At 71.4% G+C, this 13,983-nt stretch carries 7 protein-coding genes; 2 read left to right on the top strand and 5 right to left on the bottom strand.

Annotated elements, in window-relative coordinates; genetic code table 11:
* Window positions 1-7 precede the first annotated feature (7 nt).
* Window positions 8-2,176, top strand: coding sequence for a glycoside hydrolase family 88 protein (locus K8638_RS28260; RefSeq protein WP_223757757.1), 2,169 nt, complete (start codon window positions 8-10; stop codon window positions 2,174-2,176).
* A 225-nt stretch (window positions 2,177-2,401) separates the two neighbouring features.
* Here K8638_RS28260 and K8638_RS28255 read toward each other — a convergent pair whose 3' ends face one another.
* A complete protein-coding gene (locus K8638_RS28255) occupies window positions 2,402-7,111 on the bottom strand; it encodes a DNA topoisomerase 3 (protein WP_223757756.1) in 4,710 nt (1,569 codons plus the stop codon).
* A gap of 688 nt (window positions 7,112-7,799) precedes the next feature.
* Between K8638_RS28255 and K8638_RS28250 the strand changes: the two genes are divergently transcribed.
* The gene (locus K8638_RS28250) at window positions 7,800-7,961 is read left to right on the top strand and encodes a hypothetical protein (RefSeq protein WP_223757755.1); all 162 of its coding nucleotides are present in this window, start codon (window positions 7,800-7,802) and stop codon (window positions 7,959-7,961) included.
* Between the two features lie 290 nt (window positions 7,962-8,251).
* Here the strand turns inward: K8638_RS28250 and K8638_RS28245 are convergent, their stop codons facing one another.
* The 4 genes from K8638_RS28245 to K8638_RS28230 form a co-directional block, all read right to left on the bottom strand.
* A complete protein-coding gene (locus K8638_RS28245) occupies window positions 8,252-9,742 on the bottom strand; it encodes a hypothetical protein (protein ID WP_223757754.1) in 1,491 nt (496 codons plus the stop codon).
* Window positions 9,743-9,905: 163 nt separating this feature from the next.
* Window positions 9,906-11,090 carry an NAD-dependent epimerase/dehydratase family protein gene (locus tag K8638_RS28240; RefSeq protein ID WP_223757753.1) on the bottom strand — a complete coding sequence of 395 codons (1,185 nt, stop codon included), beginning with the start codon at window positions 11,088-11,090 and terminating at the stop codon, window positions 9,906-9,908.
* A 51-nt stretch (window positions 11,091-11,141) separates the two neighbouring features.
* Window positions 11,142-12,437, bottom strand: coding sequence for an NTP/NDP exchange transporter (locus K8638_RS28235; protein ID WP_223757752.1), 1,296 nt, complete (start codon window positions 12,435-12,437; stop codon window positions 11,142-11,144).
* A 193-nt stretch (window positions 12,438-12,630) separates the two neighbouring features.
* Entirely contained in the window at window positions 12,631-13,932 is a 1,302-nt protein-coding gene (locus K8638_RS28230) for a pyridoxal phosphate-dependent aminotransferase (RefSeq protein WP_223757751.1), read from the bottom strand.
* Window positions 13,933-13,983 lie beyond the last annotated feature (51 nt).

The raw sequence follows: 13,983 nt of genomic DNA, 5'->3' as shown, positions 1-13,983 counted from the left end.
AGGGGCCTTGATACGGCTCCTGGGAATCAGCTGCCTGCTGCTGGCAGGCAGCGCACAGGCTTTTGACGACGCGACCGCGAATCGTGTGCTGCTCTTCGCGCGGCAGCAGGCGCTCAGGACGGATGCGGCGGTTCCGCAAGGTTCGTATCCCCAGAGCACCCAGAACGGCACGTGGCGCACCTTCGCCGCGGGCCACCTGACCGGCTGGACGCAGGGGTTCTTCCCCGGAGAGCTCTGGTACCTGGCCGAGGACTCGGGCGACGCCAACCTCCGCTCGAAGGCGGACACCCGGACGCGGCCGCTGGAGGTGCAGAAGACCAACTCGACGACACATGACACGGGCTTCAAGCTGATGACGAGCTTCGGCAACGCGTACCGCATGACGGGAAACGAAGCCCAGCGGCAGGTGCTGCTGACAGGGGCCGGCTCGCTGGCCAGGCGCTACAACTCCGAGCTGGGCTACGTCGTGTGTTGCGACTGGAACCGGCCCACGTGGCTGGCGCCGCTCGTGGTGGACACGATGATGGACATCGAGCTGCTCCTCTGGGGCGCCGCGCATGGGGGGCAGGCCGCCTGGAAGGACATGGCCATCAGCCACGCGCTCAAGACGCGGGATCTGCTCGTGCGCGCCGACGGGAGCTCCTACCACGTGGTGGACTTCGACCCGAACACGGGCGCCATGCGCCTGCGCGGCACGTACCAGGGCGCTGGGGACGAAACCACCTGGGCGCGCGGGCAGACGTGGCTCATGTACGGCTACACCATGGCGTACCGCTACACGCGCGACGCACGCATGCTGGCGGTAGCCGAGAAGACGTCCGACTGGTACGTGAACCACCTGCCCGCGGACTCCGTCCCGCTCTGGGACTTCAACGCCCCGCCCGACAAGCAGTACAAGGACACCTCCGCGGCCGCCATCGCCGCCTCGGCGCTGCTGGAGCTGAGCGGCTACACCGCGGACCCGGCCCGCAAGCAGCGCTACCAGGAGGTGGCGCTGCGCACGCTCGACGCACTGAGCTCTCCGGCCTACCTGGTGGCCAGCGGCACGCCCAAGACGAGCGTCCTCCAGCACGGCGTGGGCAACGCGCCCGCGAAGCAGGAAATCGACGTGGGCCTCATCTACGGCGACTACTACTTCGTCGAGGCGATGCTGCGCTTCAAGCGGCAGGCCCGCTTCGCGACGGGGTGGGGGGCGCGGCGCGACTTCACGGCGAGCGTCCACACGCTGGGGACGGGCAACACCGGCGTGGTCTCCGTCGAGTTCGACGTGACGCCACGGCGCTATCCCCTCGACGACGTCATCGGCTACGCGGGCTCGGCCACCCCCATCACGGGCTTCTCCAGCGCGGCCATGCAAATCCGCATGAACCCCAACGGCCGCTTCGACGTGCGCAACGGCGGGGCGTACGCCGCGCTCGCCGCGGTGCCCTACTCACCCGACACCACCTACCACTTGCGCATGGTGGCGGACCTCAACACCAAACGCTACAGCGTGTGGGTGCGGCCTCCGGGCGGAGCGGAAGTCCAGCTCGCCAGCAACTACGCCTTCCGCTCGGACGCACCCGTTCCGGCGGAGCTCGGCAAGGTATCGCTCGTCAGCACCGTCGCGGATGACGCGTACACGGTGAGCAACCACAGCGTGAAGGGCGGCCAGGAGGAGGTCTGGGCCTCGCGGGTCGACTTCGGGGCGAGCGTCCACTCACTGGGGACGGGCAACACCGGCGTGCGCACCGTCGAGTTCGACGTGACGCCGGCGCGCAACCTCTTTGATGGCGTCATCGGCTACGCCGACACGTCCACCAACGTCACGAGCTTCTCCAGCTCGGCCATGCTCATCCGCATGAACACCAACGGCCGCTTCGACGTGCGCAACGGTGGGGCGTACGCCGCGCTCACCGCGGTGCCCTACTCGGCTGGCAACACCTACCACGTGCGCATGGTGACGGACCTCAACACCAAACGCTACAGCGTGTGGGTCCGGCCTCCGGGGGGAGCGGAAATCCAGATTGCCAGCAACTACGCCTTCCGCTCGGACGCGCCTCCCACCGACGACCTCGGCAAGATATCGGTGTCGGGCACCACCGGGAATGACACGTACACGGTGGCCCACCACACCGTGAGGGCCGGGACGCTCGCCGTGCCGCCCCGGGCGCGCCGGGCGCCTTCGGACCGTTGACCCGCCGGAGGCCCAGGGGGCTGCGCCGCCACCGGCCCGCCTCCCTGCCCGAGAACCTCAGGGCAGGGAGGCGTGGGAGCTTCCCTCCCCTTCGCGCAGGAGTTCAGCTCCCCAGCCGACAAGCCGAGTGCGGACGGGAGCGCCGGGGGCCGATGACGAAGCGGCTGGCGGTGCTCTGCCCCCGTTCTTCGGCCCCCGACAGGGGAGCCGGGCACGACCAGCGCCTCAACCCCGGCGCGAGACGAGGGAGAGAATCTGCGCGCCGTAGCGCTCGGTGAGGGCGGGACCGACGCCGTGGATGGCCATCAACTCCCGGCCGTTCTCCGGCCGGGCCATGGCGATGGCGTCCAACACCTTGTCCGTGAGGATGCGGAACGCGGGCACCTTGCGCTTGCGCGCCTCCGCGAGCCGCCAGGCCTTGAGCGCCTCCACCAGCGCAGGCGACGCCTCCGCGCCGCCCGTCACCGCGCGCCGTCCCCGCCGCGAGCTGGGGGCCGGCTCGTCGTACTCCACGTCCGAGCGTCCACCGCGGGACGCGCTCCGCTCCCGGGACGCATTCCAGGAGGACCGGCCGCCCCCGGACTCCTCCGGGGCACTCGCGCGCCACTGCGCGGCGCCCGCGCCTCCGCCCGAGCGGGGAGCCCGCTTGCGAGCCGGGCGCTTCGACGCCTTCTTGCGCTTGGGGGCCTTCTCCAGCGGCAGCGGGAGCACCACCTGCTTCGGGTCCACCTCGCGCGTGCGCTGGCCCTCCGGCGTCAGGGAGATGCGCTGGAAGGTGATGACCTGGCCGTCCTTGTCGAACGAGTCCTCGTCCAGCCGCGCCAGCCCCGCGCGCACCAGGCCGCCCGCGAGCCGCTCGAAGTCCCGGCGCGGCAGGGACTCGCCGAACAGCTCGCGGTGGAGCCGGCCCATGGCCTGCCCGTCGCGCTCGCGCAGCGACTCCAGGATGCGCTCCAGCCAGTGCCGCTCCGCGGAGGTGGGCTCGGCGAAGCGCAGCGTGGCGCAGGACTCCGGCGCGCAGACGTCACACAGGCCACAGGGCTCGCCGGAGTCCTGCGTGTCACCGAAGTGCGACACCAGCTGCTTCATGCGGCAGCCGTGCGCCTCCGCGTAGCGCCCCATCTGCTCCAGGTGCAGCAGCTTGCGCTCGCGCTGCGAGGCGTACGAGGCCATCCACCCCGGCCGCCCGCGCGCCACCGTCTCCTCCGGCGTCATCACCACGCCGCCGTGAATCCACAACTGCTCCAGCGCCTTGTCGAACACCTCCGGGTCCCCGCGCACGCGGCCCTGGAGCACCACCTTCGGCTCCAACTGCGTCCCCGTGGACTGGAACAGCCGCTCCAGCACGTGGGGCTCGGGGTAGTCGCGGCGGTGGAAGAACTCGTGCGTGCGCCGGTCGATGTACGAGTGCAGCAGCACCGCGCGCGAGGGCTTCCCGTCGCGGCCCGCGCGGCCCAGCTCCTGGTAGTAGCCCTCCAGGCTCGCGGGCAGCGCGGCGTGGATGACGGTGCGCACGTCCGCCTTGTCGATGCCCATGCCGAACGCGGTGGTGGCGACGATGACCTCCAGCGCGCCCTTCAGGAACTCGGCCTGCACCCTGTCCCGCTCCGCGGGCTGGAGGCCCGCGTGGTACGCGGCGCAGGGGAAGTCGCCCGCGAGCATGTCCGCGAGCTGCTCGGCGTGCTTGCGCGTGGCCGCGTAGACGATGGCCGGCCGGTTCTCCTCGTCCTGGAGGAGGGAGTGGATGGCGTCGCCGCGCGCGCCGGGGTTCAGCTCGCGGACCTCGATGGCGATGTTGGTGCGACGGAAGCCGTGGATGAAGGTGCGCGCCCGGCCGCCGGGCCCTTGCAGCCCGAGCTGCTGGACGATGTCCCGCTGCACGTCCGGCGTGGCGGTGGCGGTGAGGGCCACCACGGGAGCGGGGCGCAGCAGCGGCAGCCGCGCGCCGAGCAGCCGGTAGTCCGGGCGGAAGTCATGGCCCCACTGGGAGATGCAGTGCGCCTCGTCGATGGCGATGAGCGCGGGGGTGCGGCGCGCGAGGAACTCCACGAAGCCGGGCACGCCGAGCCGCTCGGGGGCGATGAAGAGGAAGTCCAGCCGGCCCTCGAGGTAGTCCGCGCACACCTGCCGCGAGGTGGCCCTGTCGCGCCCGGAGTGGATGCGGTCCGCCGCGAAGCCGAGCGACTGGAGCCGCAGGACCTGGTCCTCCATGAGCGCGATGAGCGGGCTGACCACGAGCGTCGTGCCCGCGCGCGCCAGGCCCGGGAGCTGGTAGCAGAGCGACTTGCCCGCGCCTGTAGGCATCACCAGCAGCAGGTCCTCGCCCGCCGTGGCCGCGCGGCAGACGGCCTCCTGGTACGGCCGGAATTCGGAGAAGCCGAAGGCCTCCTTCAACAGCCCCCGGAGCTGGTCCGGCGGCGTGGGCGCGCGAGGCACCCGCTCCGGCCGCTGTCCGGCGGCTGGGGAGACGGCGCTCCGCCCCGCGCCTCGCGAGGAGGCACGGTCCGGTCCTCCCGCGTTCCATGAGGAGCTCCGCGGCGCTCCCGCGCCCGAGGGTTCCGGGTTGGCCCGGCCGTGGGACGGTGGGACGGAGCCGTAAGCAGGAGGAGCCTCGGAATTGGTGGCCCTGGGATTACCGGCGCGGCCCGGAGACATCACCACCGCGTCCGCGAAGGCGTTGGCGGAGGAGCGGCGCGGCCCTCCGTTGCCACCGTCATACGCGGGCGCGCGGAGCGAGGGCGCGTCGTAGGGGGAGCGCTGTGCTCCAGGCACGGGCGCGAAGGGCGGCTGCGCACCGTACGCGGACACGCGAGGTGATGAGCCTTCATGGGACGACGCCTGTGCGCCATGCGCGGGCGCCATCCCCTGAGCCCCCTCCCCCGCTCCCGCCTGGAAGGAGCGCGGCGGCGCAGTGACGGGCCCCGCCGGCCCCTGCCCCACCACCTCGATGACGTACTTCTCGATGCCCCGGAGGAACTCGTCGAGCTGGCCCTCGCCGCGCTCAATCCGCTGGAGCCACGCCTCCCACTGCCCCGTCATCGCCGGTGACTTCACATGCGGGTGCACCACCTGGATGAGGTGGATGCCCTTCTCCGTGGCCTCCATCACCTTGCCCCGGCGCCGCAGGTACTCACGGTCCAGGAGCACCTCGATGATGGCCGCGCGCGTGGCCGGTGTGCCCAGGCCCGTCTCGCGCATCGCGTCCGCCAGCTCCTTCTCGTCGAGCGCCTTGCCCGCGGTCTCCATGGCCGTCAGCAGCGACGCGTCCGTGAAGCGCGGCGGCGGGCGCGTACGCTTCTTCACCGCCTCCGCGTCCTCCACCGTCTGCGGCTGCCCGCGCTCCAGCCCCGTGGGCAGCGACTGCGGCTCGTCCTCCGGCTCGCGCTCCTCGTCCTCGCCCTTCTTCCCCTCCGCCTTCGGGCGCGGCGCCTTCTGTCCGCCGCCGATGTCCAGCACCTTCCAGCCCACCCGCTCCACCTGCGTGCCGGTGCTCTGGAAGCGGTCCACCACCGGCGCCGCCGCCGTGCCGGACGTCACCGCCGTCATCACCGTCGTGACGCGCCAGACGTGGTCCTCATGCCACGCCTGGAGCAGCCGCCGGCACACCAGGTCGTAGATGCGCTGCTCGTCCGGCGACAGGCGCACCCCTTGCGGCGACGTGGGCGTGGGGATGATGGCGTGGTGGTCCGTCACCTTCCCGTCATCCACGTAGCGCTTGCCGAGCGGCCGCGAGCCCGTGCCCGGCGCGAGGTCCTCCTCGAAGGGCGAGCGGATGGCGTTCACCACCTCCGGCAGCGTGTCCGCCACCGTGCGCGACAGGTGCCGGCTGGCGGTGCGCGGATAGCTCAAGAGCTTGTGCTTCTCGTAGAGCGCCTGCGCCACCTCCAGCGTGCGCTGCGCGCTGAAGCCGTAGAGGCGGTTGGCGTGCCGCTGCAGCTCCGTCAAATCGTAGAGGAGCGGAGGCGGCATCCGCTTCTCCTCCGCCTCCAGGGACTCGATGACCGCGCTCCCCCGCCGCACGCGGTCGATGATGGCCTGGGCCTCCACGCCGTCCGCGTCCAGCCGCCGGGCCTCGCGAGGGCTGTCCCCGGGCTTCACCACCGGCTTGCCGTCCGGCCCCGAGCGGAACCACGTGCCCTGGTAGCGCGCGCCCGCGGGCACGGCCTTCGAGCGGGGCGCGAAGGTGGCCACCACCTCCAGGTAGTCCCGGGGGACGAAGTCGCGGATGGCCAGCTCGCGCTCCACCAGCATGGCCAGCGTGGGCGTCTGTACCCGGCCCACGCTCAGCATCTCCCCGTGGCCCCCGTGCGCCAGCGTGTACAGGCGCGACAGGTTCATCCCCACCAGCCAGTCCGCCCGGCTGCGCCCCATGGCGGCGGCGGCCAGCGGCTCGTAGTCGCGCCCGTCCGCGAGCTTCTGGAAACCATCCCGGATGGCCCGCTCCGTCAGCGAGGACACCCACAGCCGCCGCACCGGCTTGCGGCACCCGGCCGCCTCGTAGATGTAACGGAAGATGAGCTCGCCCTCGCGGCCCGCGTCCGTGGCGCACACCACCGCGGACACCTCCGGCGCGTTGAGCACCCGCTTCACCACTTCGAACTGGGAGTGCGTCTCCTTCGAGACGACGAGCGGCCACGCCTCCGGCAGCATGGGCAGCAGCGCGCGGCTCCACTTCTTCCAGTCCGCGCGAATCTCGTGCGGCTGCGCCAGCCCCACCAGGTGGCCGATGGCCCACGTCACCACGTAGCCGTTGCCCCGGAGGAAGCCGTCGCCGCGCTCGGTGGCGCCCAACACCCGGGCGATGTCGCGCGCCACGGCCGGCTTCTCCGCGAGCACCGCCAGGACGGTCGCCCGCCCCGGGGCACGGCCCGCCGCGCCGTCCCTGCTCCCGAGCCTGTCCTCGCGGGGCGACTCGCCCATCTCATCCCACCTCATGAAGCCTGTCCCCTCCCGCCCGCTCCGCCCCCACGCCACGGGCAGAGCCCCTGGCGCGCGGCGGAACCACCTCACCTATCGCGTCAGGCTGACACGGCCGAGCCCCGCCTGTCCCTACCTGTCACGCCTGCCCGCTCCACGGCCGGCCGGGGGAAATCCGTTGACGGGCGCGTCACACCCGCCTCCGCGCGTCCCCAATGCCGTGGGTCGCGTTGATGGCGGGAGGAAGGCAGGAGCCTCCCGCGCCTGTCTGGCGGCCCCGCGCACGCTGGCGCCTTCGCGCAAGCATTTGGCGCGGCAGAAGAAAACTCATTCCGGCACCTGGGCCAGTATGCCCTCGTTGCCAGTCGCCAACAGCGGCTGACGACGGGGGGAAGCAACCGCACGCGAAGTGCGGAGGGGGACGTAGATGTCACACGTCGCGCATGAGTCGAGCCAGAGGGTTTCAGGGGGAAACACGAGGCACGGCGGTGTGTCGCGCGGAGACAAAGGGGCCACGACCTACAGACCAGGACGTCAGTCCTGGGTGGAGTGGCGAAAGGCGGTCGAGGGGGAATCAGGGGGAGTCGCTGTACCGGAGCTGGCCATCTTCGCGGGGGCGAAGCGGACGCAGCTGTCGGTCCTGGCGAAGTCGACCGTCACGGAGTCACTCCGTGAAGTGATGCAGGACGTAACGCGGGTGGCATCCATGCGCCCGCAGACCTTCGGACGGGCCCAGACGTTGGCACGGCTGCGGGCGCTCTCGCGCCCCGCGGTGCCCTGGGAGTCGTCCAGGGTCGACAAGGGGGAGCCGCGGCTCACCCGCGTGCCGGCGCTGGGGGTGCCGGACACGTACCGGGTGGGGCCGTAGCAGGCACCGGGGGGTGCCACGTTTTCGAGGATGTTTCTCTGGAGGGGTCCAAGGCCCTCCGGAAACCTCAGGGGCGGGTAGGAGGGCGGCGCCGCGGGGGCGGTGCCGTCTGCGGAAGGGGGACCCGGGGTCACGCTCGCCAGAGGGGGAGAGCGAGCCCGAGAAATGGGTCATTTCCGGGGGGTGCTCCGAGTCCATCGGGGCATCCCCCGTTGCTTTTGCGGGCTCGGCGGTGATCCACGGACCGGCGCCGGGCCCCGTGGGCCGTGGCGCCGGAGTACGCCGGTGCCCTACTCCACCCGCAGCGTCACGGTGCCGGTCAGCTCGCGGCCCACGGTCAGCCACAGTGCGTCACCGGCCTCGTCCACCGAGGCGAAGTAGTCCGCGTCCGCCGTGAGGGGCTGCCCGTCCAGTGAGACTTGAGAGGGGGGCGCCGAGGCGGTGTAGCCGCGGAGCACCACCACCGGGTGGGTGAGCGTGCGGGTGCCGGCCTCGAAGCGCAGCGTCGCGCGGTTGGACGCGGCCTGGGCCTCCCACGTCGCGTACACGGGGTTGTAGCCGGGCACGTCGTACGAGACGGCGTCGTCGCGCCCCACGCCGCCGGGGCCCCGGGTGCTCACGGTGCCCTCGGTGGCCGTCAGCCGCACACCCTCCCAGGCCGCCACCTCCGCCGCCTGCTTCAGCACCGGGTCCTCGCCGTGCGGGTCCAGCACCATGAACACGGAGTAGCTCTGGTACGGGTAGCCGGAGAGGTTGGCGTCGTCGCCGTAGCGGGGGTACTGCCGCTGTCCCACCGCGCCGTAGTTGCTGCCCCAGGCCAGCCGGTGCGAGCGGGTGGTGCCAGGCAGCTCGTACTGGTTGAGCTGGTACGTCCAGTTCCAGTCCTGGGGCATGGGGCCGTCCGCGTCGCGCTGGCCCCAGCTCGAATAGGACCAGTAGCCGCCCGCGGGCTTGCGTGCCCACGTCTGCGTCTGCACCACGCCCATCTCCGCGTCCGGCGACGCCGTCCACATGCGGGTGTAGGGGACGACGTTGGCCTCGCGGTAGTCCCAGCCGCTCGCCATCGTCACCGGGGAGGACAGCGTCACGAAGCGGTAGCGGTCTCCCCAGCCCAGGCCGGCGATTTCGGCGTTGGCGTTGCCGTCGAAGAGCAGGTCCCCGTAGGGCGAGCGCACGTCGGCGCTGAGCGCATCCGCCGGGATGCCCGAGGCGTCATGCGTAATCGCGTACAGCGGGTGGCTGCGGCCGGTGGCGAAGAGGTAGTGCACCGTCACGTTGACGGTATGGCCCTCGAGCACGAGCGGCCAGCGGAACTCGTGCAGCGCGTGGTGGCGGCCCGCGAAGACGGTGCGCCAGGTGCCTCGCACGTCCTTCGTCCAGTTGCCCCAGGAGGCGCCGTTGTGGACGTGGCACACCACCATGCCCCAGCCGGGGATGCCGGCCTCGGCGCCATCGCAGGTGCGCTGCGTGCCCTGCGCCTCGTAGGTGTAGCGGCGCAGGTAGCCGCCGTTCCAACCGGCGGGGTCCGCGGCATCGTTGCGCACCAGGGAGGCCGAGCGCGGGCGGCAGTGCGTGTCGCGCCACGTGAAGCGGTCCACGCGGAAGCCGTCGAGCTCCACGCCGCGCTCCAGCTGGAGCGGGGCACAGTCGCTGGTGCCTCCAGGACCGCCGGGCTTCACCTCCTTGCCACCACAGGCCGCCAGCGCCAGGGCCAGGGCCAGCAGCACGGCCGCGCGGCGCGCTCCGGGCAGAGGGGTGGGGCTCTTCATCTTGGACGTCATCGTCGCTCCCTCGCGGCGACGGGGGGCCACGGAGGAGGCGCCGTGCCGCTCCCTCCTCCTGCCAACCTGCCCGCTCGAGTGCAAGGGCAGGTGGGGTGAAGCGTGGGAGGGAGGAGCGTGCGGCCTCCTCCCGCCCGACAACGTCATCCGCGCCCGGGCAGACTCACTCCGCCTTCGCGGTGCCCTGCTGCTTCTCCTGGTGCCACGCGGCGAGCACTTCCTTCTCCCGCTCCGCGGCGATGCCGGCATCCAGCTTCGCCTGGCGCTCGGGCGGCAGCGTCTTGAACCACGCCAGCGTGTCGCGGAGGGTGTCCGCCGCCGGGCGGAAGGCAAGCCCCGCGGCCAGCGCCTTGTCGATGTTCACCTGCCCCAGCCCGCCCTCCTCACCGGTGCGCGGCATCCACGCCGGCATGTCCGTCCACGGCTCCACCTTCTGCTTCTTCAGGAACTCGACGTCCGCCCACGTGAAGCGCGCGTCGCTTCCGATGACCTGCTTGTTCAGCTCCAGGAAGTCCTTCATCAGCACGGGCTGGTTGGGGCCCGTGGCGTTGTAGACACCCGTGGTGCGGCGCTCGAGGTTGAGAATGATGAACCGCGCCAAATCCCTCGCGTCGATGAACTGGATGGGGTCCTGCCCGTCCCCCGGCGCGAGCACCTCGCCACCGCGCGCCACGCGCACCGGCCAGTAGGTGAAGCGGTCCGACGGGTCGTCCGGCCCGACGATGAGGCCGGGGCGCACGTTGAGGACGCGGCCGGGCATGGCCGTCTCCGCCGCCTTCTCACACAGCGCCTTCAGCGCGCCGTAGTGCTCCATCACCTTCTCCGTCGTCTCGTCCTCCACCGTGGCCACCGGCGACGACTCGGTGATGCCGGGCTTGGACAGGTCCTTGTAGACGGAGATGGAGGAGACGAAGACGTAGTGGTCCGTGTTGGGCGCCAGCAGCTCCGCGGAGGCCTTCACCATGCGGGGCACATAGCCGGAGGTGTCCACCACCGCGTCCCACTTGCGGCCCTCCAGCGCCTTCAGGCCGTTGTCCTTGTTCGGGTCGCGGTTGCCCTGCAGCTTCTCCACGTCGGGGAAGAGGCCGGGGTTCGTCTTCCCGCGGTTGAAGAGCGTCAGCGTGTGGCCGCGCGAGCGCGCGAACTCCACCAGCGCCGGGCCCAGGAAGCTGGTGCCTCCCAGGATGAGGATGTTCTGCGGCTTGCCCGGGGGCGGCAGCTTCGCGGCCTCGGCCTCGGAGCCGGTGGCGCTACCATTGCCGGACTTGCCGGACGTGGCACAGCCCATGGCCCAGAGCGAGCCAAGCGCGGCCGCTCCCTGAATCACTCCTCTGCGGGACAGCTTCATGCCGTGTTTCCTCCTGTTGCCTGGAAGGACTGCGTGCCGACCGCGGATGCTTCAGCGGACAGGGACATTATCGGGAACCGCGGGCGGCAGCGTGGCCGGAGTGCCCGGCGTCTGCCGCCGCTGGTGCCGCGCGAGGTACAGCGACACCGCGAGCCACAGCCCCGCCAGCGGCACCGCCGCCAGCGACAGGCCCGTCATCCCCAGGCCCAGCTTCGTGAGCCCGCCCTGCAGCCACGCGCTCACCGTGTCGCTGCCGCGGTACACCACCGTGTCGATGAAGCTCTTCGACTTGTAGCGGGCCTCGCGGTCCACCGTGGTGAAGAGGATTTCGCGAGAGGGCCGCTCCAGCGCGTAGTGGCTGGCCCCACGCACCGCCTTGAAGAGGATGAGCACCGCCAGCACCGGCGCCGCCGCCAGCCCCAGGAAGCCCAGCCCCGTGAGCACCGGCGCCACCGCCATGGCCGCGCCCAGGCCCAGCTTCGAGATGACGCGCCCGGTGACGAGCGCCTGCAAGGCCAGCGTCGCCAGCTGCACGTAGAAGTCGATGTCGCCGAAGATGGCCGTGCGGGAGGCGGCGTCCCTGCCCAGCTCGGCGACGAGCTTCACCTCCTGGAAGTAGAGGAACGTGGAGGTGGCCGCATAGAGGAGCACCTGGAGCCCCAGCGCGAGCAGGAAGGGCGACGTCACCAGCAGCTTCAACCCGTCCAGCATGCCACCGCCCACCGGCCCCTCCGCCGCGGGCGGCTGGTGCTGCACGTCATGGGCCCAGCCGCTCAGCCGGCGCACGCACTGCGCACTCACCTCCAGCAGCACCACGGAGAGGAGGATGAGGTTGACGGGCCCCAGGGGCTCGGCGAGGCGGCCCACCAGGAAGGGCCCCACCAGCATCCCCGTGGTGCCTCCCGCGGCGATGAAGCCGAAGAGGCGCTTGCCCTGCCCGCTGGCGAAGACGTCCGCCATGAAGCTCCAGAAGATGGAGACGACGAACAGGTTGTAGACGCTCAGCCAGACGTAGAAGACGCGCGCCACCGTCTCGCGGGCCACGCCCCACTTCAGCAGCGCGAAGAAGGCCACGAGGTTGAGGAGGAAGAAGCGGTAGACGCGGGGAATCACGATGCGCCGCGGCCAGCGCGCCACCAGCGCGGAGAAGGCCGGTACCGCCGCCAGCATCACCAGGAAGGTGGCGGTGAAGAGCCAGTCCAGCCCCTTCACGCTGCCCGCCGTCCCCATCTCGTTGCGGATGGGCCGGAGGATGGCGTAGCCGCACATGAGCGTGAAGAAGTAGAGGAACGACCAGAGGACCGCTCCCACCTCCTCGTCCCGGACATCCACGAATCGCTTGAGCATGGGTGAAGGCCGCGCGCGTTGAAGGAAGCCTGGATGCCTGGACCCCGGCCGGGCGCGTGCGCGGACCAACCGGGACCGGGGCAGTGTATTCCCGGCTTCCCCGTCCAGGGAGAGAACGTACGCCGCCGGCCCAGGTCGCACGCGCACGGGACGGAGGACGTGGCTCGCGGGCCACGTCCTCCCTCGTCCCCGGCTACTTCCCGGCGGCGAGCGCCTCGCGGAGGGTGGCCTCCACGCGGGGCAGCGCCTCCTCGATTTCCTTCACCGAGGTGGCGCCCACGGACAGGCGGAACCAGCCGGTGTCCTCGGGGAGGCCGAACGCCTGGAAGGGCACCACCGCGAAGCTCGCCTTCTCCAGCAGCAGCTTGCGGATGTCGTCGTTCGTCTTCAGGCCGCCCTTGCCAATCAGGTCGAACCGCACGGACAGGTAGATGGCGCCCTGCGGGGCGATGTGCTGCACCGGCAGCCCCGCCTCGCGCATCCGCGTGAAGCCGCGGTGGAGCGCCTCCAGCCGCTCGTCCACGCGCTGGCGCATCACCTCGAGGAAGGACTCCGTGGCCTTCGTGTCGTCGAGGTAGCGGGCCACCGCCACCTGCTCGGCCTTGGGAGCCCACGCGCCCACGTGGCCCAGCACGTCGCGCATGCGCGCGATGATGGTCGGCGGACCCACGCCCCAGCCCACGCGCACGCCCGTGGAGGCGAAGGCCTTGGAGATGCCGTCCACGAAGACGGTGTACGGCGCCACCTCGGGCACCAGCTCCACCGGCGTCACGTGCTTCACCGCGCCGAAGCTCAGCACCCAGTAGATCTGGTCGTACATGAGGATGAGCGGCTTCTGGCCGCGCTTCTCACGCTCGCGGTTCTCCGCGACGATGCGCTCGCAGATGGCGGCCAGCGCGTCCGGCGCAATCATGGTGCCGGTGGGGTTGAGCGGGCTGCACAGGCATAGCAACCGCGCGGAGGACAGGTGCGGAGCAAGTTGCTCCAGCGTGGGCATGAAGCCGTGCGCGGCGTCGGTGGGCACCACCACGCTCTTCGCGCCCAGCATGTACGCGTAGTGGTTGTTGTTCCACGAGGGCACCGGGTAGACGACCGTATCCCCCTCATCCAGCACGGCGCGGTAGGTGCCGTAGATGATGGGGCGGGCGCCGCCGGCGATGACGATGCCCTCCAGCGGGTACTTCAGGCCGAGCGCGCGCTCGTAGAAGCGCTGCACCGCCTGGCGCAGGTCCAGCACGCCGTCGGACGGCGGGTAGTTCGTCTCCCCGGCCTGGAGCGCGGTGGCGATGTTCGCCCGCAGCCCGTCCGGGATGGGGAACTCCTTCGGGGCGAAGTCGCCCACCGTCAGGTTGCACACCTTCTGGCCCTTGGCGACGAGCTCCCGGATTTGCGCGGCGATTCGCAGGATCTCGCTGCCGACGAGACCCCGCGCCATGGTGCCCACGGTGGTGTCATCCCGTGACGGGCGGGGAAGGGAGGTGAGGTCGATTGCCATGAGGTGTTGCTCTCCGGTTCGTTCGCGTTGAGGGGGGCCACGCGGACTGCG

This window comes from Myxococcus sp. RHSTA-1-4, assembly GCF_020037125.1.
Taxonomy (GTDB): Bacteria; Myxococcota; Myxococcia; order Myxococcales; family Myxococcaceae; genus Myxococcus.
Note: the sequence above shows the minus strand (reverse complement) of the source record. Positions and strands in the feature narration are given on the sequence as shown.